This window comes from Nocardia sp. NPDC004068 (genome assembly GCF_042874315.1).
Taxonomy (GTDB): Bacteria; Actinomycetota; Actinomycetes; order Mycobacteriales; family Mycobacteriaceae; genus Nocardia.
In genome coordinates, this window is record NZ_JBIAMW010000005.1 from 173,602 (window position 1) to 200,364 (window position 26,763).

Genomic DNA, 26,763 nt, shown 5'->3' on the forward strand with positions numbered 1-26,763 from the left:
TCAATCCTCCGTGAGCGCCCGGGCGCCCGGTCCGGTGGCCAGGTCGGCGAGGCGGGTGCGCTCGATCTTGCCCATGGCGTTGACCGGCAGGGCGTCCACCCGTGACCAGATCTCGGGCACCTTGTACCCCGCCAGTTCCCGGCGGCACAGCGCGGTGAGCGAGGCGAGATCCACGGTGGGCGAATCGGTTTCGATGACGGCCGCGACCCGCTGCCCGAGGCGTTCGTCCGGGACCGCGCACACCGCCACCTTGGTGACGTCCGGGTGGGTCGCGATGACCCGCTCGACCTCCAGGGGATACACATTGGCCCCGCCGCGGATGATGACCATCTTCTTGCGATCGAGCACCGACAGCCATCCTTCGGCGTCGACCGTGCCGATATCGCCGGTGGCCAGCGGTCCCGGCTCGGGCGGACGGATGCCGTCCGGCTCCCGATAGCCCAGCAGGGGCCGCCAGCGTCCGGCCCACGGTCCCGTGGTGCTCGCGGCCAGTCGCAGTTCGCCCAATTCCCCTGGCGGCAAACGGTTTCCGTCGTCGTCGTATGCGGCCACGTCGTACTGCGGGAGAACCCGCCCGCTCGTCCCGGACCGCCAGTCGCCGTTCACCGGATCGATGGACACTACGGTCGGGGCCTCGGTCAGGCCGTAGGTGACCCGGGGGACGAGCCCGTGCGCGGTCGCGAAGGCGCGCCGCACCGGGTCGGGGGTGTCGCCGCCGCCGCTCCACACCTCGTGCAGCGAGCGCAGATCCGCGTTCGGGCGGCGGGCCAGATCGTAGAGTTGCGCGGGCGCGCCGTTCCACACGGTGACCCGATGCTCGCCGATCCAGTCCGCGACCCCGTCCGCGTCGCGGCGGTCCATGATCACCGCGCGGCCGCCCGCCTGGGCGGTGAGCAGCGTGGACAGCACCATGAGATTGAGGATGGTGAGCGGGAAGCTGTCGCCCTTGCGCAGGTCCGGACCCCAACCGCGGGTGGCGACCAGCACCGCGCCCGGCAGGAGCAGATTGCGCTGACTGTGCACGACGGCCTTCGGGCGGCCGGAAGTGCCGCTGGTGAAGGCGATTCCGGCCGGGGCGTCGGGATCCTGGTCGACCGCCGGGGGCCGCTCGGCGCGGGTGAGCAGTGCCGTCCAGTGGTCCGGGTCGATCCGCGTGGGGGTGTCCAGCAGGCAGCGCGGTCCGGCCAGCACCACCGCCGGATCGCACAGATCGTGCAGGTCGCGCTGTTCGGCGGCGGTGAGCGCCTCGCCGATCCCGGCCCACACCGCCCCGATGCGCTGGGCGCCGTGGAAGGCCGCGACGATATCGAGATCGTTGGGCAGACAGGCGGCCACGCGATCGCCGGGCCGCACCCCGAGCGCCCACAGGGCTCCGGCGGCGCGATCGGCGTGGGCGTCGAGTTCGGCGTAGGTCCACGCGCCGGAGGCGGCCACGAGCGCGACGGCGTTCGGGTCGGCCGCGCCGAGCACTCCGGCGATGGTGTGAGCGTCCACGCCCTCTTTGATAGCACTATCCTTACAAAGATTCATCAGATAGGCTCTCGCCATGCGACATTCGGGTCCCTTGGCCGGGGTACGGGTCGTGGATCTGACGGCGATGGTCATGGGTCCGTACTGCACGCAGATTCTCGCCGACATGGGCGCGGACGTCATCAAGGTCGAACCGCCCGCGGGGGACGACACCCGCCGCATCTCGGTCGGACCCGAGCCGGGGATGGGCGGCGTCTTCGCGAACGTCAACCGCGGCAAGCGCAGCGTCGTGCTCGATCTGCGCGTCGACGCCGACGCCGCGGTACTGCGGCGGATGGTCGCCGCGGCGGATGTGTTCATCCACTCCATGCGCGCGAACGCGGTGGCGCGCTTGGGATTCGGCTACGAGCGGGTGCGCGCGCTCAATCCCGCCATCGTCTACACCAACTGCTACGGCTACGGCCGCCGCGGCCCCGACGCCGACCGCACCGCCTACGACGACACCATCCAGGCCGAGTGCGGACTGCCCTTCGTCCAGGAGCGGCTGACCGGGGAGCCCGGCTACGTGGGCAGCATCGTCGCCGACAAGATCGCGGGCCTGACCGCGGTCTACGCCACGGTCATGGCGCTGTACCACCGCGAACGGACCGGCGAGGGGCAGGAGGTGGAGGTCCCGATGTTCGAGACCATGGCCTCGTTCATGCTCGTCGAACACGCCAACGGGGCGATGTTCGATCCGCCGCTGGCGGCCGCGGGCTATCCGCGCGCGTTGAGCGCGCACCGAAAGCCGTACCGCACCAAGGACGGTCATCTCGCCGCGCTGGTCTACAACGACAAACAGTGGAACGCCTTCGTGCAGGCCGTCCAACCGCCCTGGGCAGGACCGGAATTCGCCACCCTGGCCCAGCGCGCCGCCCGCGTCGACACCGTCTACGCGCTGCTGAGCGAGACGTTCCGGGAACGCACCACCGCCGAGTGGCTGGAACTGCTGCGCTCGCTGGGTGTCCCGGCCGCGCCCGTGCGGTCGCTGGACGACCTGTTCGACAACGAACACCTCACGGCGACGGGTTTTTTCGAGTCCGTCGAGGCCCCGTACGGCACGATGCGGATGCCCGGCCCGCCGACCTGGTTCTCCCGCACACCCGGCCGCATCGCCGGACCCGCGCCCCGCCTCGGCGCGGACACCGACGACATCGTGCGCGAGTTCGGGGACCGTGCGTGACGGCCCTCGATCTGACCGAGGTGCTGCGCCCGGGGGACCGGATCGTCGTGGGGCAGGCGTGCGGTGAGCCGACCACCCTGATCGAGGCGCTGATCGACCAGGGGCCGCGGATCGGGAACCTGTCGGTGTTCATCGCCACCAGCTTCTCCGGGCTGTTCACCGCCGCGACGGCCGACGCCTTCGCGGTGACGAGCATGGGCGCGATCGGCGCGTTGCGCGCGCTCACGAAAGAGCATGTCCTCCAGGTGATTCCGTGTCATGTGAGCCAGGTCGGCCCGCTCGTCGAGGCCGGGGTGATCGGTTGCGACGTGGCCATGGTGCAACTCGGCCCGGCCGACGGCGCGGGACGGCACAGCTGCGGCCTGGTCGCCGATCACGTGCGCGCGGCGGTGTCGAGCGCCCGCACGGTCGTGGCCGAGATCAACGACCAGGTGCCGCACACCTTCGGCGAGACGGTGTCCGCCGACGAAATCGACTGCGCCGTAACTGTTTCCAGGCAACCCGTACGGGTCGGCGCGGCCCCGATCGGACCGGTCGACGCCGCCATCGCCGCGCACGCCGCCGACTACATCGGCGACGGTTCCGTCGTGCAGATCGGCGTCGGCGCGGTGCCCGAGGCCATACTCCGGCTGCTGCGCGACCGCGTCGATCTCGGCGTGCACTCCGGCATGGTCGGCGACGGCCTGGTCGATCTCATCGAGGCGGGCGTGGTCACCAACGCGCGCAAGGGGATCGATCGCGGCGTGACCGTCACCGGCGCGCTCATCGGCACCGAACGCCTGTACGCCTTCGCCGACCGCAACCCGCTGCTGCGCATGTGCCCCACCCGCTACACCCACGACGCGGGCGTGCTCGCCCGGCTCGACCGGCTGGTCACGATCAACTCCGCGCTCGAGGTCGATCTCACCGGGCAGGTCAACGCCGAGCAGAGCGGCCCGGCCTATCTCGGCGGCACCGGCGGGCAGGTCGACTTCGTGCGCGCGGGGGCCCGCTCACCCGGCGGCCACGCGATCATCGCGCTGCCCGCGACGGCCAAGGGCGGCACGGTGAGTCGCATTACCGCGGCCTTGTCGGGGCCGGTGACCACCGCGCGCAGCGAGGTCGACGTCATCGTCACCGAATTCGGCGCGGCCGAGCTGAAGGGCCGCACCCTCGCCGAACGCGCGCGTCGTCTGATCGCGATCGCGCATCCCGATTTCCGGGCCGAGCTGGACCGGGCCGCGCACGAGATCCGGCGGAGAGGATTCTGATGACCGACCCCGGCGACGCCGTGCTGTTCGACGCCCGCGACGACGGCATCGCGATCATCACCCTGAATCGGCCCGACACCCGCAACTGCCTGTCGAAGGAGGTGCGCGCGGGCCTGTTCGCCGCGTGGGACCGCTTCGAGCGCGATCCCGCCTCACGGGTGGCGATCCTCACCGGCACCGGGACGGCGTTCTGCGCGGGCGGGGATCTGAAGGAGATGGTCGACACCGGCATGGCCGTGCCGCCGCGCGAGATGTTCCCGGTGCCCTACGACACCGTCGAACTGAGCAAGCCGACCATCGCCGCGGTCAACGGCCTCGCCTACGCGGGCGGCTGGATGATCGCGCAGGCGTGCGATCTGTGCGTCGCGGCGACCACCGCCCGCTTCGCCGTCACCGAGGTGAAGGTGGGCCGCGCCTCGCCGTGGGCCGCGCCGCTGATCCACATGATCCCGCAGCGGATCATGATGGAGATCCTGCTGACCGGCAAGCCGATCGACGCCCGCCGCGCCTACGAGATCGGCCTGGTCAACCGGCTCGCCGAACCCGAGGCTCTGCTCGACGCCGCGCTGACGCTGGCGGGCGAGATCCTGGCCGGGGCGCCGCTGTCGGTGCGCGCGGCCCGCGACACGGTCCTGCTGGCCACGGAGATGGGCCGCTCGGCCGCGCTGCGCGCCGCCCGGCACGCGGCGGAGGCGTGCTACCTGTCCGAGGACGCGCAGGAGGGCCCGAAAGCCTTCGCGCAGAAGCGAATTCCGCGCTGGCGGGAGCGCTGAGGGAGGCCGGCCGTCGACGGTTCAACCGTTACTTCCACTGTTGACCTGTCGGGATCAGGCGTGTTAACTATGTCACAGCACACGAAAACCGGGCATGAGTTCGGTTTCCGCAAGGAGATTCCCGTGACCGAGTTCGATATGGCGGGAGACGGTGCCGGACCGGAGAATTCGATCGCGGCGTCGTTCGCGCGCGCCCGGCTGCACGATCTGAGGTATCGGCTGGTGGTCTCGGCCCTGAGCCCGGCCACGGTCGTGCGGTGCGCGGGCGGCTGGCTGTTCGACCGGGCGCTGGCCGGGTGGGAGGTCACGGTCGTGGTCGCCGAACGCGGCGACATCCGCCCGTTGCAGATCCTCGGCGCGGACGTGCTCGACCTCGACAGCTGCCTGGCGGTGACCCTGGACGACGGCTGGCCGTTGGACGAGCCGTGGCCGCAGGTCTTCGCGCTCGACACCGAGCTGTTCCACGCCGATCCGCGGGTGCTGCCCATCATCCTGGACACCCTCGACAGCGGCCGATCCGATGTGCTGCTGTGGGGCGAGGTGTGCCCGGACGAACTCGATCGCCGGATGGCCGCGGTGCAGCATCGAATGAGCGCGGCGGCAAGGGCTTTCAAGGCCCGCGCGTGCGCGGCCGCCGATCTGCCCGCCGTACCCGCCGCCGCGGTGGAGACCTTCCGCACCACAGCCTGGCCCGCGCGCGGCGCCTCGCTGTCGGGCTGCGACGCGGTGCCGTGCCCGATGGGGGAGTGCTCGGGCGAGGACGCGAAGGTGCTCTCGTTCACCGCCCGCGTCGGACCTCGTTGAACGGCACGTCCCGATCCGCGGCGAATTCGCGCGGCATGCCGAGCACGCGTTCGCTGATCACATTGCGTGCCATCTCGGTGCTGCCCCCGGCCAGGCTCCACGCCGCCCGGAACAGGTAGTCGGTGCCGATCCGCTCGGTGTCGGCGGCGTCGCCCGGCCCGTGGGTGGCGGCGGCCGCGCCCGCGATGCGCACCGCCATATCCGTTTGCAGCCAAGCGTTCTCGGCCGTGAACAGCCGCGCGATCGCGCCCGCGGACGGCGGCAGCGAACCGTCGGCGATGGCGCGGGACACGTGCGCGATCAACTGGTCGCGCACCACGTTCATCGCACGCGCCTCGCCCACGTCCTCGCGCACGCGGGGATCCTGCCACTGTCCGGTCGCGCGGGCGAGGTTCAGCAGCCGGGTGGCGTCGCCGCCGAGATGCGGGCGCGCGCCGCTGGTGTAGGGCGAGGTGCCGCCGAGCGCGGCCCGCTCGTGCTGCAACAGTTTCGACGCCGCGTCCCAGCCGTCGTCGACGCGGCCGAGCACGGCGTCCTCGCCGAGCGCGACATCGTCGAAGAACTCCTGACAGAACTCGGTCGATCCGGTGACCTGTTTGATGCGCCGCACGGTGACCCCGGGCGCGTGCACCGGCACCAGGAACATGGTGAGCCCCCGATGTTTCGGTACGTCCCAGTTCGTGCGGGCCAGGCACAGCCCGTAGTCGGCGGCGTAGGCGCCCGAGCTCCAGATCTTGGAGCCGTTGAGGATCCAGCGTTCCCCGTCGCGGTCGGCGCGGGTGGTCAGGCCCGCGAGATCCGAGCCGCCGCGCGGTTCGGACAGGAACTGCACCAGCACGGTGTCCCCCGACAGGGTCGCGGGCAGGTGGGTGCGCTTCTGCTCCTCGGTGCCCAGTTCGAGCAGCGCGGCCGCGCAGATGGCCAGGCTCGGCACGTTGAGCAGCAGCGGCATCTCGTAGGGCAGCGATTCCTCGGTGAACGCCTGCTGATGGGCCGGGGTCAGGCCGAGCCCACCGTACTCGCGCGGGAAGCAGATGCCCGCGAACCCGCCGTCGAACAGCAGCCGCTGCGTCTGCCGCGCGCGCAGCCACGCCTGTTCGCTGTAGTCGTCCTTGGCGTCCGGCGGGGGCGCGGGCGGCAGGTGGTCGCGCAACCAGGCGCGGGCGCGGGCGCGGAAGGCGTCGACGGATTCCAGGTCGGTGCTCACGATGTCTCCCAACGGGTTTCGGGCTAGGCGGCCCGGTCGAGCAGATCGGTGACGTGGCGGCGGTGCTCCTCGGGCGTGCCGTACAGCGCGCGGCCCAGGGTGATCCGGCGCAGGAACAGGTGCAGATCGTGCTCCCAGGTGACCCCGATGCCGCCGTGCAGCTGCACGCAGTCCTGGGCGATGACCGGACCCTTCGCGCCCACATAGGATTTCGCGACGCTGACCGCCTCGGCCGCCGCGCCGGGATCGCGGTCGCAGGCCGCCGCGGCCGCGCCCGCGGTGGCGCGGCACGCCTCGAGCCAGGTCTTGTTGTCGGCCATGCGATGTTTGAGGGCCTGATAGGAGGCCAGGGGGCGGCCGAAGGTGTAGCGGTCGAACAGCCATCCCAGGGTCGCCTCGAGCGCCCGATCCACGGCGCCGACCAGTTCCGCCGCGGTGAGCACCGCCGCGATCCGCGCCTGCGCCCGCACCGCGGCCGCGGCGGCGTCGCCCCGGTGCACGATATTCGCCTCGCCCACAGCCACATCGGTGAAGGAGATCCGCGCGGTGCGGCGCACCAGATCCAGCGTCCACGCGGGCGTCACCGTCACCCCCACCGCCCCGGCCGGGACGAGGACCTGCACCGGGCCCTCGGCGCTGTCGGCGGTGACGAGGAACAGATCGGCCTGATCGGCCGCCTCGACCCGATCCTTGACCCCGGTCAGCCGATAGCCGTCGCCGTCGCGCTCGAGCCGGGTGCGCGGGCGGGCGTCGGTGAGCGGCGTGAAGCCGTGGCCGGGTTCGTAGACCGCCCAGCTCGCCACGCTCTCCCCGGCCAGGATCGCGCCGATCGAATCCTCGAAACCCGCTGCGGCACCGGCCAATCCGGCCAGCACGGCGTTCACGGTGACGAACGGACCCGGCGCGCACGCGCGGCCCAGTTCCTCGGCCACCGACGCGAGTTCGGTCACCGGCCGCCCCGAGATCGACCCGCCGCCAAACCTTTCCGGTACCAGCATGGCCGTCAAGCCGAGGTCGGCGGCGCGCCGCCACCAGTCCCGCTCGAAGCCCAGCCCGGCCTCGCCGAGGCGGCGGACCTCCGGGATCGGTGTGGTCTCGGCGAGGAAGTCACGCGCGGTGGACTGGAACAACCGCTGGTCGGCGGTGTGATGGGAGGTCATGGACGCCTGCCTTCGGTTGACGCGCGGCTGCCGGTGTGGAAATCTCATACTCACAGATGAGAGTCATATTCTCAATCGCGGAAGTCGGAAGGACCGTCGAGTGGTGAACAACTTCCAGGATCTGGACTTCTTCCTCGGGCAGGAACTGGTCACCGACCCGTACCCGTATTTCGAGTCCCTGCGCGCGCGGTGCCCGGTCGCCCGGGAGAAGCACCACGACGTGACGATGGTGACCGGGTACGACGAGGCGCTCGAGGTCTACAACGATGTGGAGCGGTTCTCGTCCTGTATCTCGGTGACCGGTCCGTTCCCGGGTTTCCCGGTGCCGCTGGCCGACGCCGACAATGTCGACGAGCTGATCGCCGAGCATCGCGATTCGCTGCCGATGAGCGATCAGCTGCCGACCATGGACCCGCCGACGCACACCCGGCACCGGGCGCTGCTCATGCGGTTGATCACGCCGAAGCGGTTGAAGGAGAACGAGGATGCCATGTGGTCGATCGCCGACCGCATGCTCGACGGATATCTCGCGCGCGGCCGGGGCGACTGCATCCGCGACTTCGCCGGGCCGTTCACCCTCTACGTGATCGCCGATCTGCTGGGCGTGCCCGCCGAGGATCAGGAGGAGTTCCTGCACACGCTGCAACGCGATCCGAGCCGCGAGGGCGTGAACGTGGGCAGCACGGGCGGGGATTCCATGGGGCACAACCCGATCGAGTTCCTCTACGAGCGGTTCTCGGCCTACATCGAGGACCGTCGCCGACAGCCGCGGGCGGACGTGCTCACCAGCATGGCGGCCGCGACGTTCCCGGACGGGTCGACGCCGGAGGTCATCGATGTGGTGCGGGTGGCGGCGAACCTGTTCTCCGCCGGACAGGAGACGACCGTGCGCCTGGTCAGCTCCGCGCTCAAGACGCTGGCCGAGAATCCGGAGATTCAACGCTATCTGCGCGCGGACCACAGCCGCATCCAGAACTTCATCGAGGAGTCGTTGCGGATGGAGAGTCCGGTCAAGGGCGATTTCCGGCTCGCCAAGACCACGACCGAGGTCGGTGGCGTCGCGGTCGATCAGGGGTCGATCCTCATGGTGGTCAACGCCGCCGCCAACCGCGATCCGCGCCGGTTCGACGCACCCGCCACATTCGATCCCGCGCGCTCGAATGCCCGCGCGCACTTGGCCTTCGGGCGCGGCGTGCACACCTGTCCGGGCGCGCCGCTGGCCCGCACCGAGGCACGGGTGGCGATCGAGCGGCTGCTCGACCGCACCACCGACATCCGCCTCGACGAGTCGGTGCACGGGCCCGCCGACGCCCGCCGGTTCCGGTATCTGCCCACATTCATCCTGCGCGGCCTGACGTCGCTGCATCTGGAATTCGACGTGAAGGAGGAGACCCGATGAAGGTGACCGTCGACTCCGATCGGTGCCGCGGCTTCGGCGTCTGCGTCTCGATCTGCCCGCAGGTCTTCACCCTCACCGAGTGGGGCTACACCGAGGTCGAGAACCCGGACGTGCCAACCGAACTCGAGGGGGCGGTGACCGAGGCGGTCGCCGCCTGCCCCGAGCACGCGATCGAGACCGAGTGATCAGCGCGGCCGGTTCATGACGGCCAGGGTCGCGTCCGCGGCGTCGAGCACGATGCCGGGCGCGACCCCCGCGGCCCCGGCCAGTTCCGCGATCAACCCGACGTCCTTGCGCAGCAGATCCCCCGCGTGCGCGGCCAGCCGGTCCACGGTCCCGCCGCCCGCCACCACCCGGCCCAGCGCGAAACTGTTCGCCGTGCCGTGCGAGATGACCTCGCCGAGCCGATCGGGATCGATGCCCAATTCCTTGCCCAGCGCCAAGGTGCTCACGGCCGTGGCGATATTCGCGGTGAACAGCAGATTGTTGAGCAGTTTGGTGGCCTGACCCGAACCGATGTCGCCGAGATGCACGATCGGATCGCCGTAGGTGGCGAAGACCGGGCGGCAGCGCTCCACGACATCGGCCGGGCCGCCCGCCATCACCAGCAACCGGCCCGACGCCGCGGCGGGACCGCCGCCGGACACCGGCGCGTCGATTACCGAAACCCCTTGCGCGGCGGCGATTTCGGCGAGTTCGCGGCAGGTGTCGGGATGGACGGTGCTGTGCACGGCGAGCACCGACCCGGGCGCGAGCCCCGCCAGTACCCCGGTCTCCCCGAGCGCCACCTCGCGCACGTCCGCGTCGCCGACGACGCACAGGCACACCAGATCGCTCGCGGCCGCGAGCGCGGCGGGGGAGTCGGCGGTGACCGCGCCGGTGTCGGCGAACGGTTCCAGCGTGGCCGCCCGCCGCGCCCACAGCGTGGTGGGGTATCCGGCCTCGGCGATGCGGCGTGCCATCGGGCCGCCCTGACTGCCCAGGCCGATGAATCCGACGCGCATCAGCCCACCTCCTCGGTCTGATCCGGCCGCGGCTGTCCGTGGCCGTCGAATTGTGTTGCGGGTCCGGAGAACTCGCCGTTCTCGCGGTGGACGAGGCACTCCTCGGCGAAGGAGAGCAGTTTCAGGTGGTAGGCCGCGGCGGTGTGCCCGACGCTGAGGTTGTGCCCGCTGTTGGGTTGCAGATTCAGCACCACCCGGGGCGCGGCCTCGAACAGCGCGCCCACCTCGGCCAGATCGGCGGATCCATTGCGCCACACACGCTCGAATTCGCCGAGGCTGAACCGCACCGGGACGCGCACCCCGCGCGCCAGCCGCGGGAATTCCCGATCGGCCCAATCGAGGACGCTGCCCGCCTCGAGCCGGGTGCCCTCGGCGGCGATGGACGCGCCGTAGACGACATCGGCGGGGTAGAGCCGTTCGGGCCGCCACAGCAGTTCGGCCAGGCCGGGCGGCCGCCGCGACGGGCGCGCCCCGGAACCCCACAGCGTCCGCTGGGCCAGCGGGGGATGCCGCAGCCCGGTGCCGGCGATCTCGAGGCCGAGCAGATCCGTGCCGCGCTCGTCCACCGACATGCGCAGCGCCAGTTCGCATCCCGCCGAATGCGCGACCAGGAACACCCCCGCCCCGCGCGGGCGCGGGCCCAGGTGCGCGGCCACGGCCCCGAACATCAGGTCCACCCGGTCGGCGGCGGTGGTCAGCCGCTCCGAGTAGGGGGTCGAGCGGCCGTAGCCGGGGCGGTCGAGCGCGAGCACGGTGTAGCCCAGGCGCCGGCCCAGCCGCAGCAGCGACAGTTCGGGGTGGCCCGGGCAGTCGAAGTACACCGAGCGGGTCGAGCCGCCGTGCAGGGCCACCAAAACCGCACGGGGCGTGGGGGATTCAGCCAGCAGTCCGGAGACCGGGATGCCGTCCACGTCGGCGACCACGGGCACCGGCCCGGCGTCGTCGAGCCCGGACAGCTCGGATTCGGTGAGCGTCACAGGTTCTCGTCTCAGGTGTTGCGGCCGCCGTTGACGCCGATGATCTGCCCGGTGATGTACCCGGCCTCCTCGGAGATGAGGAACGCGCACGTGGCCGCGATGTCCTGCGGGGTGCCGATGCGGCGGACCGGGGTGCGTTTGATGTGGTCCTCCACGCTGCCGCCGAGCAGGCGGGCCTGTTCGGACTTGCGCAGCATGGGGGTGTCGATGAACCCGGGCGGCACCGCGTTGACCGTGATGCCCGACGGCCCGAGTTCGAGGGCCAGCGCCTTGGTGAGGCCGTTGATCGCCGACTTCGCCGCCACGTAGTGGCTCATGAACGGCTGACCCGAATGCGCGCTGGAGGACGAGATGTTCACGATCCGCCCCCACCCGGCGTCCAGCATGTCCGGCAGCACCGCCTGGATGCAGTGGAAGGTGCCGTTGAGATTCACGTCGAGCACGCGCTGCCAGTCGGCGAAGGCGATGCTCTGGAAGCGTTTGAAACCCTCCAGCCCGGCCGCGTTGACCAGGACCGTGACCGGTCCGAGCTTGGCGCGCACGGCGTTCAGCGCCGCGGCGATCTCGTCCGGTCTCGTGACGTCGGCCCGATAGGCGAGATCGTCGTCCTCGTCCGGATTCAGATCCAGGACGGCGACGTGGAATCCGTCGCCGCGCAGGCGTTGCGCGATGCCCAGGCCGATGCCCGAGGCACCGCCGGTGACCACAGCCGTCTTCACGACCGGCTCTCCTCTCCAGCAACGAATGTCGCTCTCGTCTCGCGCCTATGAATGTATCATTCTCCTGAAGTGAGAACGTTGTTTCCAGGATAGGCAGGAGACGGGATGTCAACGCGGGAGAAGGTCGCACGGCGGCTACTGATCGACGGGCGGCTGGTCGAGACCGAGCGGGTGGTGTCCTCGCTCGATCCCGCCACCGGCGAGGTGTACGGCTACGCGCCGGAGGCGGGGGTGGCCGAGGCCGACGCCGCGATCGCGGCCGCCCGCACGGCCTTCGACACCACCGACTGGTCCACGAACGTCGAGCTGCGCACGCGCTGCCTCGAGCAGCTGTACCGGGCGCTGCGCGACAATGTGGAGGAGCTGCGCGAGCTGACCATCGCCGAGGTGGGCGCGACCCGTACCCTCACCCACGCCAACCAGCTCGAGGCGCCGATCGAGATCGTGCGCTACTACGCCGAACTGCTGCCGACATACGACTTCACCGAGGATCTGGGCACTGTCGAGGTCCGCGGTCAGCAGCACCATCGCTGGGTCGAGTTGGAGGCCGCGGGCGTGGTGGCCGCCATCGTCGCCTACAACTACCCCCATCAGCTCACCCTGGCCAAGCTCGCGCCCGCCCTGGCCGCGGGGTGCACGGTCGTGCTCAAGGGCGCGCCCGACACCCCGCTGGCGACGCTGGCCATCGGCGAGATCATCGCCAACCACACCGATATCCCGCCGGGCGTGGTGAACGTGCTGGCGTCCTCGGATGTGGCCGTGGGCGAACGCATGACGACCCATCCGGACGTGGACATGATCACCTTCACCGGATCCACGGCGGTCGGCCGCAAGATCATGGCCGCCGCGAGCGGCACCCTCAAGCGGGTCTTCCTGGAGCTGGGCGGCAAATCGGCCATGATCCTGCTCGACGACGCCGACTACACCCAGGCCGCGGTGTTCGCCGCGTTCAGCGTCGTCACCCACGCCGGGCAGGGTTGCGCGCTGACCACCCGCGTGCTGGTCCCGCGCGCCGAGCACGACAAGTTCGCCGAACTGGTCGCCGCGAACTTCGCCCACGTCCGCTGGGGCGATCCGGGCGACCCGAAAACCTATATGGGACCGCTCATTTCGGAGAAGCAGCGCGACAAGGTCGACGGCATGGTCCAGCGCGCGGTCGCGGCGGGGGCGACCCTGGTGACCGGCGGCGAGAAGGCCGGGCCCGGCTTCTTCTACAAGCCGACCCTGCTGGCGAACGTCGATCCCGACAGCGAGATCGCGCAGGAGGAGGTGTTCGGCCCGGTGCTCGCGCTGATCCCCTACGACGACGAGGAGGAGGCGGTCCGCATCGCCAACAACTCCATCTACGGGCTGTCCGGGGCGGTGTTCGGGGCCGACAACGAGCGGGCCAAGGCGGTGGCGCGGCGCATCCGCACCGGCACGCTGAGTGTCAACGGCGGCAACTACTTCGCCCCCGACGCGCCCTTCGGCGGCTACAAGCAGTCGGGCATCGGGCGGGAGATGGGCCGGGTCGGGCTGGAGGAGTTCCTGGAGCGCAAGACCCTCGCGGAGGTGGTCGCATGAGCGGGCCGCTGAGCGGCATCCGGGTGCTCGAGGTCGCGATGTACGGGTTCGTGCCCTCGGCGGGCGCGGTGCTGTCGGACTGGGGCGCCGATGTGATCAAGGTGGAGCACGCCGTCACCGGAGACCCGCAGCGCGGGCTGCGGCAGGTCGGCAAATTCAAGGTGGAGGGCGACCCGAATCCCAATGTGGAGCACGCCAATCGGGGCAAGCGCAGCATCGGGGTGGACATGTCCAAACCCGAGGGCCGCGCGATCGTCCACGATCTGGCCGCGACCGCGGACGTGTTCCTGACCAGCTTCCTGCCCGGTGCGCGCACGAAATTCGGCATCGATGTCGACGACATCCGCGCGGTGAATCCGGCCATCGTCTACGCACGCGGCAGCGCGCTCGGCCCGCGCGGCGTGGAGGCCGAGCGCGGCGGGTACGACATGACCGCCTACTGGTGTCGCGGCGGTGTCGCGGCCACCATCACCCCCGAGGGGACGACCGGCATGATCGGTCCGCCCGGTCCGGCCTTCGGCGACACCATCTCCGGGACGAACCTCGCGGGCGGGATCGCCGCGGCGCTGCTCAAACGCGAACGCACCGGGGAGACCTCGGTGGTCGACGTGTCGCTGCTCGGCAGCGGGCTGTGGTCGATCGGGCATTCGGTGGCCCTGTCGAGCTACACCAAGGAGCCGATGACCGCGCCCGCCCCGGGCGTGCACGGCGCGCCGACGAATCCGCTGTCGGGGCTGTACACCACCGCCGACGGCCGCTACCTGTCCTTGGTCATGTTGCAGCCGGGCAAGTTCTGGGCCGATGTGTGCCGCCACATCGATCGGCCGGAACTGGCCGAGGATCCGCGCTTCGCCGACGCCGCGCGGATCGCCGAGCACACCCCCGAGGCCGTGGCCATCCTGCGCGAGGTGATCGCCACCCGCACCCTCGCGGAGTGGACCGAGCGGTTCGCGACGCTGGCCGGGCCGTGGGCGCCGGTGCAGGATTCGGTGCAGGTCGGGCATGACGCGCAGATCGCCGCCAACGAATATCTCCGTCCCGCAGGGGAATCGACTCTGGTGTCGAGTCCGGTGCAGTTCGATGTGACCGCCCCCGACCTGCGGCCCGGCCCGGAGTTCGCCGCGCACACCGAGGAGGTGCTGCTCGAACTCGGCCTGGACTGGGACCGCATCCTCGAACTCAAGACGGCGGGCGCGATCGCATGAGGGAGGTGGCCGTCGTCGGCGCGGGCATGACACCGTTCGCCGAGCATTTCGCCCTCGGGGTCAAGGATCTGCTGCCCCTCGCCTTCGCCGAGTGCGCGGCCAGCGTGGACAAGGGCCTGCGAACCGCGGATCTGGACGCCGCCTGGTTCGGGGCGACCGGCGGCACCGACGGATTCGCCGCCGGCATCCTCTCCGACGCCCTCGGGCTGCCCGAACTGCCGGTCACGAAGATCGAGAACTCCTGTGCCACAGGCAATGACGCGGTGCGCAACGCGGTGTTCGGCATCGCCTCGGGCCTCGTGGACGTGGCGCTGGTGATCGGCGCGGACAAGTTGCGCGAGACCGCGCAGCGGGATCTGCTGCGCGAATGGGAGGCCACCGGGGCGGATCGGGCCTGGGACTATCCCCTGGGCCCGTTCACCCCGGCCGGATTCGCCCTGCACGTCAACCGCTATCTCCACGAATCCCCGGCCACCCGGGAGCATCTGGCCATGGTGGCGGTGAAGAACCACCGCCACGGCGCGCGGAACCCGAAGGCGCGCTTGCGCTTTCAGATCACCATGGAACAGGCCATGACCGCGCCCCTCGTCGCCGATCCGTTCGGCGTGTACGACTGCGTGCCGCAGAGCGACGGCGCGGCGGCGCTGGTGCTGGCCGCCGCCGAGGTGGTCGATCGCTACACCGATCGGCCGGTGTGGATCCGCGGGGTGGGGCTGGGCCTGGATTCGGTGATGCACCAACACAAGCGGGATATGACGACGTTCCCGGCGACGGTGCGCGCGGCGCGGCGCGCCTTCGCCATGGCCGGGCTGGAACCGGCCGATGTGGACGTCGCCGAGGTGCACGACTTCTTCACCGGCATCGAGCTGATGAGCTACGAGGACCTCGGCTTCGCCGACCGGTTCGAGGGGTACAAGCTGGTGGAGTCGGGCGCGACGACCGTCGGCGGCGCGCTGCCGGTCAACCCGAGCGGGGGGCTCAAATGCAAGGGGCATCCGCCGGGGGCGACCGGGATCGCGCAGTGCGTGGAGCTGTTCGAGCAGTTGCGCGGCGACGCCGTCAACCAGGTCGACGGCGCGCGAATCGGGTTGGCGCACAATATCGGCGGCCCCACCGCCGTGGCGGCGGTGACCCTCCTCGAAGGCCCGCGCTGATCCGATCAGGCGGGCCGCGTCGCCTCGGCCGACAGCAGGTCCTTGGCGACCTTGCCGGTGGCGTTGAGCGGCAGGTCGGGGACCAGACGCACGGTGCGCGGCACCTTGTACCCGGCCATCCGCTCGCGGCTCCACGCGATCAGATCCGCCTCGGAGAGCGGGCCTTTGGCGACCACGAACGCCATGCCCACCTGGCCGAGCCGCTCGTCGGGCACCCCGATCACCGCCGCCTGCGCGACGGCCGGATGCTCGAGCAGGAAGTCCTCGATCTCGGCCGGGTAGGCGTTGAAGCCGCCGACGATGAACATGTCCTTCTTGCGGCCGAGCACACGTAGCCGCCCGGTGTCGTCGAGACTGCCCAGATCGCCGGTGTGCAACCAGCCCTCGGGGTCGATGGCCGCCGCGGTGGCCGCCGGATCGTCGAGGTAGCCCCGCATCACGGAGTAGCCGCGCACCAGGATCTCGCCGTCGTCGGCGATGCGCACCTCGACGCCGTCGCAGGGCAGCCCGACCGTGGTGGCGATCTGCTCGAAGGTGTCGCCGGGCCGCGACGCGGTGGCCGTGCCCGCCTCGGTCAGGCCGTACCCGGTCATGATCGACTCGAACGGCAGTTCCTCGCGCATCCGCCGGATCAGCTCGACCGGGATGTCGGCCGAACCGGTGACGGCCGCGCGCAGCGACGACAGATCGTGTTCCCCCTGGGCCGCGAGCAGTGAATGGTACAGCGTCGGTGGTCCGGGCAGCATCGTGACGCGTTCGCGCGCAACGAGTTCCAGCACCCGGTCCACGTCGAACACCGGCACCGGCAGCATGGTCGCGCCGCGGATGAGTGAGGACACGATACCCGCCTTGAGCCCGAAGGTGTGGAAGAACGGGTTCACCATCAGATAGCGGTCGCCCTCGCGCAGATCCGCCAGATCGCACCACTCCGCGTACAGCCGCAGCGTCTGATGGTGGTTCATCATGCAGCCCTTGGGTTTTCCGGTGGTGCCCGAGGTGAAGATGATGTCGGCGATCGCGTTCCCGTCGACCTCGCGCTCGAACGGATCGCCCTCGGCGAGGAAGCCGGACCTCAGATCGATGACCGGCACCCCGGCCGGGGCGGTGTAGCGCGTTCCCAGGAAACCCTGCTGTGCCAGCACGAGTTTCGCCCCGCTGCGGGTGATGACATCGGCCGCCTCGGCCGCCTTGAACCGGGTGTTGATCGGCACGAGCACCCCGCCCGCGGTGAGCAGCCCGAGGGCGGCGACGATCCAGTCCGCCGAATTCGGCGCCCAGATCGCCGCCCGATCCCCCGGGCCGATCCCGGCCGCGGCGTAGGCCCCCGCGGCCCGGCGCACCCGTCGCGCGAGTTCGGCGAAACTCCACCGCACCCGCCCGTCCACCACGGCCTCGGCATCGCCGAACCGTTCGGCCGCGTCGCGGACCAGGTGCGGAATGGACTCCCAGCTCACAGCGACAGCAATCGCGCGAGGTTGCCGCCCATGATCAGCTCCTGATGCTCCAGCGGCATGTCCTTGACGACGTCGACGTAGCGGGCCGGTTCGGCCAGCCCCTCCGGATGCGGGTAGTCCGATCCGAACAGCACCCGCTCCACGCCGATGAGGTCGGCCAGCGCGCCGAGATCCTCCTCCCAGAACGGGCTGACGTGGACGCTGCGCTTGATCGCGGCCACCGGATCCTGGAAGCCGAAGCCCTCCGGCGCCTTCTTGTAGACGTCGGCCAGCTCGGCCAGCAGCGGCGGCAGCCAGCTCGCGCCGTTCTCGATGACGGCGATCTTGAGCTCCGGATTGCGCAGCAGCCCACCGTGACACACCCACGACGCCACCGCGTCCTGGATCGGCCGCCACTCGTTGACCATGCGGAACGTATTCGTCTGGAACGGAAGCATTTCCGCGCGGTTGCCCTCCCAGTCCGAGGCGTACTTGGCGTACCCGCTGTCGGAGGAGTGCATGGCCACCAGCACATCGAGCTCGATCACCCGCCGCCAGAACGGATCGAACTCCGGCAGCGCGAACGAGCGCGAGCCGGCCAGGCCCGGCACCGGCGCGGGCCGCACCAGGATCGCGCGGGCGCCGCGCTCGACGACCCACTCCAGTTCCTCGATGGCCTTGTCGACGATGGGCAGGCTCACCACCGGCACGGTGTAGATGCGGTCGGCGTAGTTGAACGGCCAGGTCTCGTGCAGCCACTGGTTGAGCGCGTGGATGACGGCGTGGATGAGTTCCGGATCGTCGCTCATCCGCTCCTCGATGAGGCTCGCCAGCGTCGGGAACATGAGCGAGCGGTGGATGTTCAGCTCGTCCATCAGGGCCAGCCGCGCCGCGGGCTCGCGGAAGGCGGGGATGGATCTCATTGCCTCGCCGAAGATCTCGCGTCGGCTCTTGCCCTCCGGATTGCCGTTGCGGAAGTACTCCTCCATCGCGCCGGGCCGGGCGACCACCTCGAAGGTGGGGTTGGGGATGTACTCGCTGATCTGGTTGCGGATCGCGATCTTGGTGCGGCCGTTCACCTCGACGTACTGGATCGCGCCCCGGAAGCGCTCGGGGAGGTACTTGGTGAGCGCCTCCTTGGTCTCGTACAGGTGGTTGTCCGCGTCGAACAGCTGATACGGCAGATCGCGCTTGCCCATGAGATCCTCCTTGTCTCGTTGAGAGAATCGTATTCTCGCTGGGCTGGGCGTGGCAATGCCCGATGCCTGCCGGAATTGGCCGAATGCCGTTACTATCTCCGATGAGACCGATCTCACATTTTGGAGAACGGTGTTTTCGTGCCCGAGAGGGGACAGCATGTCCGGGAACTCCGCCGCTTCCGTCGACAAGGGCGCCCGGGGCACGCGCGCGGCCGCCCGCTGGCGCGCGCACGCGCGACGGCATCCGCTGCGGTACCGTCTGGCGGTGGTGGCGCCGCGGACGGTCGATGTGGTCCGCCACGCGGGCGGCTGGTTGTTCGATCGGTCCTCGGCGGGCTGGGAGGTCACCGTGCTCGTGCCCGGGTGCCGCGACGTCCGTCCGCTGGAGATCCTCGGGGCGACCGTCCTCGATCTCGAGCGGTCCCTCGCGGGCGGCCCGCACGATGTGTGGCCCGACGTCATCGCGGTGGCCGCGGAATCGTATCGCGCGGATCCCCGTGTGCGCGAAGGGGTTCTGGCCTGTCTGGACGACGGCCGGGCCGAGATCACGGTCTGGGGCGACGCCCTGCCCGCGGAGCTGGACTCGCGGGTGGCGACCGCCGAACACCGGGTGAGTGTGGCCGCGCGGGCGTTCAAGGCGTGCGCGCTGACCGCCGCGGGCTGCGGCGGGGAGGCCGTCGGGAGGTTCGAGGTGTTCCGGACCGGCGCGATGGGGCGAACGGAGTCTGAGAATCAAGCTAACCCGCTGTAAGTAGCTCGCTACTCGAAGTGGAGAACGCTATTCTCTTGAAATGAGTAACCAAGTTACTATCGGTTGGGTCTCACGCATGGCAGGAGCTGTCCAGGATGACTGACTTCGACACCGTCGACTACTTCACGGATCAGACGCTGGTTCCCGATCCGCATCCCTATTACGACCACCTGCGCGCGAAATGCCCGGTGACGGAGGTGGCGCACGGCGTCGTCGCGGTGACCGGGTACGAGGAGACCGCCGACGCGATGCGCAGCGGCGAGACGCTGTCGTCGATGGTCGCGCTCGGCGGCCCGTTCCCGCCCCTGCCGTTCGAGGTGGCAGGCGACGATCTGACCGAGCTGATCGCCGAGCACCGGCACAAGATGCCCATGTTCGAGCACATGGTCACGATGGATCCGCCCGAGCACACCTACGCCCGCTCGCTGCTGAACCGGCTGCTCACACCGGCCCGGTTGAAGGAGAACGAGGAGTTCATGTGGCGTCTGGCCGACGCCCACCTCGACGAATTCGTCGCCGACGGCCGGTGCGACTTCCTGGCCTCCTACGCGAAGCCGTTCTCGCTGTTGGTGGTCGCCGATGTGCTGGGTGTCCCGGAGGAGGATCACAAGCAGTTCCGGGTCGTGCTCGGCGCCGACCGCCCGGGCGCGCGGGTGGGCGCGCTCGACGAGGACATCGTCTCGGCCAACCCGCTGGACTTCCTCGACGAGAAGTTCAGCGCCTACATCGCCGACCGCCGCCGCGAACCGCGCGACGATGTGCTGACACAGCTGGCGCTGGCGAAGTATCCCGACGGGTCCACCCCCGAGATCATCGAGGTGGTGCGCTCGGCGACCTTCCTGTTCGCGGCCGGGCAGGAGACCACGGCCAAACTGCTCACCTCCGCGCTGCGCTTCCTGGGCGACAATCCCGAACTCCAGGAACGACTTCGGGCCGACCGCGGCAAGATCCCGCTGTTCATCGAGGAGACGCTGCGGCTGGAGGCCCCGGTGAAAAGCCTGTTCCGGCTGACCAAGCGGGACACCTCGCTGGGCGAGGTCCAGGTGCCGGTCGGCAAGGTCGTCATGCTGTGCCCGGGGGCGGCCAATCGGGATCCGCGCCGGTTCGACGAGCCGCACGAGTTCCGGCTCGATCGCCCGAATGCCCGCGAGCACATGGCCTTCGGGCGCGGCGTGCACACCTGTCCGGGCGGACCGCTGGCGCGGGTGGAGGGCCGGGTGTCGATCGAACGCATCCTCGACCGGATGCTCGATATCCGCATCGACGAGGACAAACACGGCCCGCGCGACGCGCGCCGCTACGAGTACGAGCCCACCTACATCCTGCGCGGGCTGCGTGAGCTGCACATCGAATTCACTCCCAACGACGAACAGAGGAAACCACGATGACCGGACGGGTCGAGGGCAAGGTCGCATTCATCACCGGTGCGGCACGCGGTCAGGGGCGCAGCCACGCGGTGCGCCTGGCGCAGGAGGGCGCCGACATCATCGCGGTCGACGTCTGCAAGCAGTTGGACAATGTGCCGTTCGCGATGTCGACGCCGGAGGATCTGGCCGAGACGGCCGACCTGGTGAAAGCCGAAGGGCGGCGGATCGTTACGGCCGAGGTCGACGTGCGCGACTACGACGCGCTGAAGGCCGCGGTGGACGGCGGCGTCGAACAGCTGGGGCGGCTGGACGTCATCGTGGCCAACGCGGGCATCGGCAACGAGGGCGGTCAGCTGCTCGACCTGCGCGAGGATCTGTGGGACGACATGATCGGGGTCAACCTCGGCGGCGTCTGGAAGACCGTGAAAGCCGGTGCGGGACATATCATCTCCGGCGGGCGCGGCGGGTCGATCATCCTCACCAGTTCGGTGGGCGGGCTCAAGGCGTACCCGAACGTCGGGCACTACGTGGCGGCCAAGCACGGGGTGGTCGGCCTGATGCGGACCTTCGCGGTCGAGCTGGGCCAGCACTCCATCCGGGTCAACTCGGTGCATCCCACACACGTGAACACCCCGATGGTCATGAACGAGGGCACCTACAAGCTGTTCCGTCCGGACCTCGAGCATCCGGGTCCGGCGGATCTGGATCCGATCTGCCGCATGTTCCACACCCTGCCCATCCCGTGGGTGGAGCCGGTCGACATCAGCAACGCGGTGCTGTACCTCGCCTCCGACGAATCGCGCTACGTGACCGGCGTGCCGCTGCCGATCGACGCGGGCAGCATGCTGAAATAGCCTGTCGCACAGTGTAACCGAGCGCCGGTGGGATTCTCACCGGCGCTCGACTACGCGAGCCTACTTGTCGGCGGGCCGCCAGAACACCGCCAGCAGCGCGGCCGTGCCGAGCACGCCGAGGCCCAGGGCGATGCCGCCGCCCGCCCAGCCGGTGATCTCGATACCGGCGGCGTGATCGAGCGACAGTCGGCCGGGGCCGAGCAGCGCCGTGGCCACCGCGGTCACGGCGAGCGCCAGCACGTACTCGTAGCCCTCCTTGAACACGAAGAACCCGTTGGGCCGGTGTGCGAGCAGGCCCGCGACGAGCATCACCGACACCACCGCCGCGCACGCGAACGGGGTGAGCAGGCCGAGCACCAGCAGCGCGCCCGCGCCGATCTCGGTGAGCACGCTCAACCACGCCTGGAGCGTGCCGTTGCGCAGCCCGAGACTCGCGAACCAGCGCGCGGTTCCGGCGATCTTGCCGCCGCCGATCCAGTGGTTGACGCCGTGCGCGATCATGATCACGCCCAGCACCAGGCGGAGCAGGGCGAGCGCGGTATCGGATTCGATCATGGAAGTACCTCGTGGAGTGGGGGATTCGGGGTGTCACGCCAGCGGGCGGATGTCGTCCCCGAGGGAGGGGAGAGTGTGGCAGCCAGCATAATGTCACTGGGTGCCAAAAAGGAAGGGCATCCGGCCGCCGATCACGACCGCGCGGACGAGGGTGTGATCGGGGTGGGCGAGGGCGTGGCGCAGGGGTGTGCGCAGCAGGCAGAGGTCGGCGGGCGCGCCGGGTTCGAGGCGGCGCGGCGGGCCACCCGGCCGCTCGGGCGGGCCGAGGTAGGCGGCGAGGGCGGTCGCGGCATCGACGCGCTCGTGCGGGCCCACGAGTCGGCCGGTGCGCGTGGTTCTTTCGACGGCGGCGCGCAGGACGGTCCACGGGTCGAGGGGGCCGTAGGGGGCGTCGCTGGACAGCGCGACGCGGACCCCGGCGCGCCGCAGGCTCGCGTGCGGATAGAGGTGGTCGCGGTCGTCGGGGGCGACCTCCCGCAGATAGGTGTCGCCGCGGTCGAGCAGGAAGCCGGGCTGGGTGACCACGGCCGCGCCGAGCCGCGCGATGTGTTCGGCCACCCCGGGGGGCACGACGCCCGCGTGTTCGACGCGGTCGCCGGGTAGCGCGCCGACCTCGTCGAGGGCGGCGAGGGTCAGCAGCAGCGATTCGCGGGTGACGCAGTGCACCGCGACCGGGCGGCCGCGGCGGTGGCTGCCGGAGATCATCGCGGTGAGGGTGTCGTAGTCGGGCAGGTCGTGGTCGCGTAGCAGCAGCTTGCGCGGGCCGACCGAAAGGCCCTGCGCCGCTTCGGGTTCCGCGCCGAGCAGGGTGAGGCGCTGGGGGAGCGCGCCGTCGCGGTGCGCGTCGGCGAGCAGGCGCACCGCGGCCGCGTCGAGATCGGGGGTGGCGTCGGTGACGCCGGTGATGCCGTAGCGGGTGAGCGTGCGGCCGAGCGCGGTCAGGTCGGGTGGATCGTCGGGGAGCGCGGGCCGCAGGCGGGTGTCGTAGCGCCACAGCCGCCCGTTCGGGACGCCGGACGCGTCGCGTTCCACGTCGGCGGTGTCGTCCAGGACGTCCGAGATCGCTTCCAGCGCTGCCGAATTCAACATCCAGAGAGCTCCGCCGCGATGCTGGACGCGCAGCGGGCGGTCGGGGACGATCCGGTCCAGGGCGTGCCGGTCGAGGGGTCCGGCGACCGATTCGTGATAGCCGGTGCCGCGCAGCCAGCCGGTGCCGGGTCGCGCGGTCAGGGCGCGGCGCAGGGCGGCGAGGTCGGTCACCGCGGGCGGGCCGCAGTCGATCGAGCGGGCCGCGGCGGCGGTGGCCAGCAGGTGGATGTGGTGGTCGTGCAGGCCGGGGAGCAGGGCGCCGCCGCGGCCGTCGACGATCTCGGCGGCGCGGGCGGGCAGGTCGGGGCCGATCTCGGAGATTCGGTCGCCGACGACGCGGAGATCGGTTGTGCCGCCGTCGATCTCGACGTCGCGGAACAGGATGTTCATGATCGCGTGCGCGCGGTGGGCGGGGCGACGGGGAACCGGTCGGTGGGGGTGTGGACCCACCAGCGGTGCCCGTCGTGGCGGACGGTGTGCTCCTCGACCGGACCGGCGGCGGTCTCGGCGCTCAGGTGGAGCATGGCGATATCGATCAGGCGGGCGCGGTCGGCGAGCAGCGCGGCCGCGGCGGCCTCGGCGGCGCACACCCCGGTGAGGGGATCGGCGAGCGCGTCGCCGCAGGGCAGCAGGTCGTCGCCGTCGGGCACGAAAAGCCCTGCGGCGACGGCGATGTCGTCGCCGAAGCCGACGGCATCGCTGGCGCGCCCGCGGGCGGTGATGGACAGCCACGAGGTGCCCGCCGCCGCGCAGGCGGTCGCGTCGACGCCGAGCTGGCGCAGCGCCCGCGCGCGGGAACTCTCCAGGACGAGGTCCGCGTCGGCGATCAGGGCGCGCAGCCGGTCGATATCGCGGTCGTCGCCGAAGTCCAGAGTGAGCATGTCGTGTCCGCGATGCAGCAGGTCGAAGAACTCCGCCGAGCCGCGGCGCGCACCGTCGGGCCGGGTCGTGCTCTCCACCTTGATGATTCGCGCGCCGCCGAGGCCGAGGAGATGCGCGCACAGCGGACCCGCCCACAGCGCGGTCAGGTCCACGATCACCGGGTTCTCCCGCCGCCGCGTGCGCGGGCCGAATTGCGAGATCACCACGCCCGCACGGGAATTCAGCCCAGGTGCGGGTACCGCCGACCCGGCGAGGCCCAGCAGTTCGACGCGCTCGGCCGCCTCCCGGGTCGAACGTTCGCGCGCCCAGGCGAGCACGGCCGCCCACGGGTCCGTGACGGCGGCCTTCTCGACGAGCGCCGGGATCAGCTCGAGATCGGTGGGCCGAGGGAGGGACAATCCCAGCCACCCGTCACCGGTCCGTACCGTCCGAAAGGCCCCGCCGCACGAGACCGGGCCGCGCCGCGTGAAACCCATGGCGGCGGCGCGTTCCCCGAGCAGGTTCACTCCCGGCAGCCGGGGTGTGGTCCCGGTGCGCGCGCGGGTCAGGTCGGCGATGCGTTCGAGGCCGGTCGCGACCCGCGCGGCGGGGAATCCCGGTGCGGCACAGGGCGGCCCGTCGGTGTGGCCGGTGAGGGCCATCGCCCCCGACGCGGCCCAGGCGCGCAGGGGCGTGGTCACGGCTCGCCGTCGGTGAGTTCGTCGATCAGGCCCCACTCCAGGGCGGTGGCGGCGTCGATCGGCTGACCGGTGAGGGCCAGATACGCGGTGCGCCAGCGGCCGATGCGGTGGGTGATGCCGACCGTGCCGCCCGCGCCGGGGACCAGGCCCATGCCCAGTTCGGGAAGGCGGAAGCGGGCGTCGGGGCGGGCGCGTATCCGTGCGGCGAAGGACGGGATCTCGACGCCCGCGCCGATGCACGCGCCGTGCACCTCGACGCGCACCCGGTCGCCGAGTCGGTGGATCGCGGCCGCCGCGCTCTGCCGCAGCCGGACCAGATGGGCCGCCACGGGATCGGTGGCGGTGCCGAACTCGTCGAGATCGCCTCCGCTGCAGAAGGATCGGCCGTTGCCGCGCAGCACGACCTCGCGGATGGACGGATCGTGTTCGGCGACGGCCAGACCGTTCAGCAGCGCGTCGCGGACCGCGCGGCCGAAGGCGTTGTGTCGCTCGGGCACATTGAGGGTGAGGGTGAGGACGTCGCCGGTGCGGTCGAGCAGCACCGGGTCGGCGGGTTCCGGGATCGGGCGGCGGGGGGTCCGCGCGCGCCAGGCCGCGAATTCGGGCGCGGCCAGCAGCATGGAGTAGGCCAGGGATTCGGCGGTCAGGCCGTCGGTCACGCTCGCCCGCGCGGTGAGGTCCAGCAGGCCCGCGAGCGTGAGCGCGGCCCGGGGCGCGGCGGCGACGGTGGCCGCGATGGCCTTCAGATCGACCGGTGATCCCGCGACCCACGCGCCGCCGGGGCCGCCGGGCGCGAGCGTGCAGGTGAGCGCCTCCAGCAGCGGGGCGGCGGCCACCGGCAGCGGACGATCCGCGATGCCGACCGTGACGACCGTGCGCCCCCGCAGCGCCTCGATCGCCGCCTCCGCGTGCCGCCACTCGTTGCGTCCGAGGTCCACCACGACCAACGGATGCCGCGGCGCTCCGGCCGCGTCCAGCGTGAGAGCGGCCGCGCCGGAGGCGATTTCGGCGAGGCCGACCGGATGCGGTACCGCGCCGGAGGTGATTGCGGCCGGGTCACCCGGATGCGGTACCGCGCGGGAGGTGATCGCGGCCGGGCCATCCGGATGTGGCACCGCGCCGGAGGCGGTCGCGGCCGGGTCATCCGGATGCGGTACCGCGCCGGAGGCGGTTTCGGCCGGGGCATCCGGATGTGGCGCCGGGCCGGAGGTGATCGCGGCCGGGTCATCCGGATGCGGTACCGCGCCGGAGGTGATTGCGGCCGGGTCACCCGGATGCGGTACCGGGCCAGAGGGTCCGCTCATCGCTGGTCGGGCACCGCGGTGCGGGCGTGGGGGGCCCGTTTCGCGGTCGCCTTCTTGGCGGGCGTTTTACGCGCGGGGGCGTGACCGGCGTCGAGTTGCCGGGCGGCGTGGTCGAGGATGCAGTTCAGTCCGTATTCGAAGGTTCGGTCGTCGGGGACGCCGAGTGCGGGCGCGGCCGCCGGATCGCCCTCGTTCTTGTCGAACAGGCGGCGCAGCACCGCCGAGCCGTGGACGTGCAGGCGGATCGCGGCGTAGGTGTCGAGCGCGTCGCGCCGGGGTAGGCCCGCCGCGACGAGATCGGCGACCGCGCGGTCGGCGGTGGCCGCGCCCGCTCGGACGGCACCCGGGCTCACGGCGGCGCGGACGAGCAGCAGATCGCACAGGATCGGGTTGTCGGCGAACACCTTTCGCACCGCGTGGGCGTGCGCGCGCAGCGCGGCCCGCCAGTCCGCGTCCTCGGGGGCGGCGTGGCCGAACACCGCGGACTCGTAGCGGGCCAGCGCCCGCTCGGTCATGGCCTCGAGCAGATCGTCCTTCTTGCGGAAGTACCAGTAGATGCTCGTGACGCCGACATCGAGGTGTTTGCCCAGCATGGGCATGCTCAGATTGTCGATCCCGATCTGCTCGGCGAGTTCGAAGGCGCCCGCGAGGATATCGTCGGGGTTGAGCGAACCCCGTTCCCGGCGTTGCCGTTTCACCGCCGTCGCTCGCTTGGCCATCGCCGCAACCACCTCCGGATCGA

General features: G+C 71.0%; 25 protein-coding genes. 12 read left to right on the plus strand and 13 right to left on the minus strand.

The genetic code is table 11. The features are described 5' to 3' along the window. Window positions 1-1,494, minus strand: coding sequence for a class I adenylate-forming enzyme family protein (locus ACFYTQ_RS14165; protein WP_387360533.1), 1,494 nt, complete (start codon window positions 1,492-1,494; stop codon window positions 1-3). A gap of 52 nt (window positions 1,495-1,546) precedes the next feature. Here ACFYTQ_RS14165 and ACFYTQ_RS14170 point away from each other — a divergent pair, with 52 nt between their 5' ends. The 4 genes from ACFYTQ_RS14170 to ACFYTQ_RS14185 all read left to right on the plus strand — a co-directional run bounded on the left by ACFYTQ_RS14170 (window position 1,547) and on the right by ACFYTQ_RS14185 (window position 5,519). After that, the gene (locus tag ACFYTQ_RS14170) at window positions 1,547-2,692 is read left to right on the plus strand and encodes a CaiB/BaiF CoA transferase family protein (RefSeq protein WP_387360535.1); all 1,146 of its coding nucleotides are present in this window, start codon (window positions 1,547-1,549) and stop codon (window positions 2,690-2,692) included. Continuing rightward, window positions 2,689-3,942 (plus strand): acetyl-CoA hydrolase/transferase family protein, encoded by a 1,254-nt coding sequence (locus ACFYTQ_RS14175; protein WP_387360537.1) that lies wholly within the window; start codon window positions 2,689-2,691, stop codon window positions 3,940-3,942. Before ACFYTQ_RS14170 ends, ACFYTQ_RS14175 begins: the two co-directional genes overlap by 4 nt. After that, window positions 3,942-4,715 (plus strand): enoyl-CoA hydratase/isomerase family protein, encoded by a 774-nt coding sequence (locus ACFYTQ_RS14180; protein ID WP_387360539.1) that lies wholly within the window; start codon window positions 3,942-3,944, stop codon window positions 4,713-4,715. Before ACFYTQ_RS14175 ends, ACFYTQ_RS14180 begins: the two co-directional genes overlap by 1 nt. Window positions 4,716-4,838: 123 nt before the next feature. Continuing rightward, a complete protein-coding gene (locus ACFYTQ_RS14185) occupies window positions 4,839-5,519 on the plus strand; it encodes a hypothetical protein (protein WP_387360541.1) in 681 nt (226 codons plus the stop codon). Here the strand turns inward: ACFYTQ_RS14185 and ACFYTQ_RS14190 are convergent. Beyond that, a complete protein-coding gene (locus ACFYTQ_RS14190) occupies window positions 5,494-6,729 on the minus strand; it encodes an acyl-CoA dehydrogenase family protein (RefSeq protein WP_387361289.1) in 1,236 nt (411 codons plus the stop codon). The two genes, ACFYTQ_RS14185 and ACFYTQ_RS14190, sit on opposite strands and share 26 nt — an antisense overlap. A 20-nt stretch (window positions 6,730-6,749) precedes the next feature. Beyond that, complete coding sequence (locus tag ACFYTQ_RS14195; protein WP_387360544.1) at window positions 6,750-7,886, minus strand: acyl-CoA dehydrogenase family protein; 1,137 nt, start codon at window positions 7,884-7,886, stop codon at window positions 6,750-6,752. 100 nt (window positions 7,887-7,986) lie between these two features. On the opposite strand from ACFYTQ_RS14195, the gene ACFYTQ_RS14200 reads away from it, so the two are divergent. Further along, entirely contained in the window at window positions 7,987-9,285 is a 1,299-nt protein-coding gene (locus ACFYTQ_RS14200) for a cytochrome P450 (protein WP_387360546.1), read from the plus strand. Then, window positions 9,282-9,470, plus strand: a complete 189-nt coding sequence (locus ACFYTQ_RS14205) for a ferredoxin (RefSeq protein ID WP_387360548.1) — start codon at window positions 9,282-9,284, stop codon at window positions 9,468-9,470. The genes ACFYTQ_RS14200 and ACFYTQ_RS14205 overlap by 4 nt, the downstream gene beginning before the upstream one ends. On the opposite strand, the gene ACFYTQ_RS14210 is transcribed toward ACFYTQ_RS14205, so the two are convergent. From ACFYTQ_RS14210 to ACFYTQ_RS14220, 3 genes are read right to left on the minus strand one after another with little or no spacing between them, the layout of a single operon-like run. Continuing rightward, a complete protein-coding gene (locus ACFYTQ_RS14210; RefSeq protein WP_387360550.1) occupies window positions 9,471-10,289 on the minus strand; it encodes an NAD(P)-dependent oxidoreductase in 819 nt (272 codons plus the stop codon). Further along, window positions 10,289-11,266, minus strand: coding sequence for an alpha/beta hydrolase (locus ACFYTQ_RS14215; protein WP_387360552.1), 978 nt, complete (start codon window positions 11,264-11,266; stop codon window positions 10,289-10,291). The genes ACFYTQ_RS14210 and ACFYTQ_RS14215 overlap by 1 nt, the downstream gene beginning before the upstream one ends. 11 nt (window positions 11,267-11,277) lie before the next feature. Further along, on the minus strand, window positions 11,278-11,985 hold the full coding sequence (locus tag ACFYTQ_RS14220) for an SDR family NAD(P)-dependent oxidoreductase (RefSeq protein WP_387360554.1): 708 nt from the start codon (window positions 11,983-11,985) through the stop codon (window positions 11,278-11,280). A 105-nt stretch (window positions 11,986-12,090) separates the two neighbouring features. Here ACFYTQ_RS14220 and ACFYTQ_RS14225 point away from each other — a divergent pair, with 105 nt between their 5' ends. The 3 genes from ACFYTQ_RS14225 to ACFYTQ_RS14235 are packed head-to-tail and all read left to right on the plus strand — an operon-like array spanning window position 12,091 to window position 15,907. Continuing rightward, window positions 12,091-13,548, plus strand: coding sequence for an aldehyde dehydrogenase family protein (locus tag ACFYTQ_RS14225; RefSeq protein ID WP_387360556.1), 1,458 nt, complete (start codon window positions 12,091-12,093; stop codon window positions 13,546-13,548). Next, window positions 13,545-14,753: a CaiB/BaiF CoA transferase family protein gene (locus tag ACFYTQ_RS14230; protein ID WP_387360558.1), complete on the plus strand. Its 1,209-nt coding sequence runs from the start codon at window positions 13,545-13,547 to the stop codon at window positions 14,751-14,753. The genes ACFYTQ_RS14225 and ACFYTQ_RS14230 overlap by 4 nt, the downstream gene beginning before the upstream one ends. Continuing rightward, a complete protein-coding gene (locus ACFYTQ_RS14235; RefSeq protein ID WP_387360560.1) occupies window positions 14,750-15,907 on the plus strand; it encodes a thiolase family protein in 1,158 nt (385 codons plus the stop codon). Before ACFYTQ_RS14230 ends, ACFYTQ_RS14235 begins: the two co-directional genes overlap by 4 nt. 5 nt (window positions 15,908-15,912) lie before the next feature. Here the strand turns inward: ACFYTQ_RS14235 and ACFYTQ_RS14240 are convergent, their stop codons facing one another. Both ACFYTQ_RS14240 and ACFYTQ_RS14245 read right to left on the minus strand, forming a co-directional pair. Beyond that, on the minus strand, window positions 15,913-17,361 hold the full coding sequence (locus ACFYTQ_RS14240; protein WP_387360562.1) for a FadD3 family acyl-CoA ligase: 1,449 nt from the start codon (window positions 17,359-17,361) through the stop codon (window positions 15,913-15,915). Continuing rightward, a complete protein-coding gene (locus tag ACFYTQ_RS14245; RefSeq protein WP_387360564.1) occupies window positions 17,358-18,539 on the minus strand; it encodes an amidohydrolase family protein in 1,182 nt (393 codons plus the stop codon). Before ACFYTQ_RS14245 ends, ACFYTQ_RS14240 begins: the two co-directional genes overlap by 4 nt. A 247-nt stretch (window positions 18,540-18,786) precedes the next feature. Here ACFYTQ_RS14245 and ACFYTQ_RS14250 point away from each other — a divergent pair, with 247 nt between their 5' ends. The 3 genes from ACFYTQ_RS14250 (at window position 18,787) to ACFYTQ_RS14260 (ending at window position 21,511) form a co-directional block, all read left to right on the plus strand. After that, a complete protein-coding gene (locus ACFYTQ_RS14250; protein WP_387361290.1) occupies window positions 18,787-19,290 on the plus strand; it encodes a hypothetical protein in 504 nt (167 codons plus the stop codon). Between the two features lie 95 nt (window positions 19,291-19,385). Next, complete coding sequence (locus ACFYTQ_RS14255) at window positions 19,386-20,678, plus strand: cytochrome P450 (protein WP_387360566.1); 1,293 nt, start codon at window positions 19,386-19,388, stop codon at window positions 20,676-20,678. Beyond that, window positions 20,675-21,511, plus strand: a complete 837-nt coding sequence (locus ACFYTQ_RS14260) for a mycofactocin-coupled SDR family oxidoreductase (RefSeq protein ID WP_387360568.1) — start codon at window positions 20,675-20,677, stop codon at window positions 21,509-21,511. The genes ACFYTQ_RS14255 and ACFYTQ_RS14260 overlap by 4 nt, the downstream gene beginning before the upstream one ends. Window positions 21,512-21,571: 60 nt before the next feature. Here the strand turns inward: ACFYTQ_RS14260 and ACFYTQ_RS14265 are convergent, their stop codons facing one another. From ACFYTQ_RS14265 to ACFYTQ_RS14285, 5 genes are all read right to left on the minus strand, one after another. Next, on the minus strand, window positions 21,572-22,066 hold the full coding sequence (locus ACFYTQ_RS14265; protein ID WP_387360570.1) for a DoxX family protein: 495 nt from the start codon (window positions 22,064-22,066) through the stop codon (window positions 21,572-21,574). 93 nt (window positions 22,067-22,159) lie between these two features. Continuing rightward, complete coding sequence (locus ACFYTQ_RS14270) at window positions 22,160-23,545, minus strand: amidohydrolase family protein (protein ID WP_387360572.1); 1,386 nt, start codon at window positions 23,543-23,545, stop codon at window positions 22,160-22,162. Next, the gene (locus ACFYTQ_RS14275; protein ID WP_387360574.1) at window positions 23,542-24,717 is read right to left on the minus strand and encodes a CoA transferase; all 1,176 of its coding nucleotides are present in this window, start codon (window positions 24,715-24,717) and stop codon (window positions 23,542-23,544) included. The genes ACFYTQ_RS14270 and ACFYTQ_RS14275 overlap by 4 nt, the downstream gene beginning before the upstream one ends. Further along, window positions 24,714-26,021 (minus strand): enoyl-CoA hydratase-related protein, encoded by a 1,308-nt coding sequence (locus ACFYTQ_RS14280; RefSeq protein ID WP_387360576.1) that lies wholly within the window; start codon window positions 26,019-26,021, stop codon window positions 24,714-24,716. The genes ACFYTQ_RS14275 and ACFYTQ_RS14280 overlap by 4 nt, the downstream gene beginning before the upstream one ends. Next, a complete protein-coding gene (locus ACFYTQ_RS14285) occupies window positions 26,018-26,740 on the minus strand; it encodes a TetR/AcrR family transcriptional regulator (RefSeq protein ID WP_387361292.1) in 723 nt (240 codons plus the stop codon). Before ACFYTQ_RS14285 ends, ACFYTQ_RS14280 begins: the two co-directional genes overlap by 4 nt. Between the last annotated feature and the right edge of the window lie 23 nt (window positions 26,741-26,763).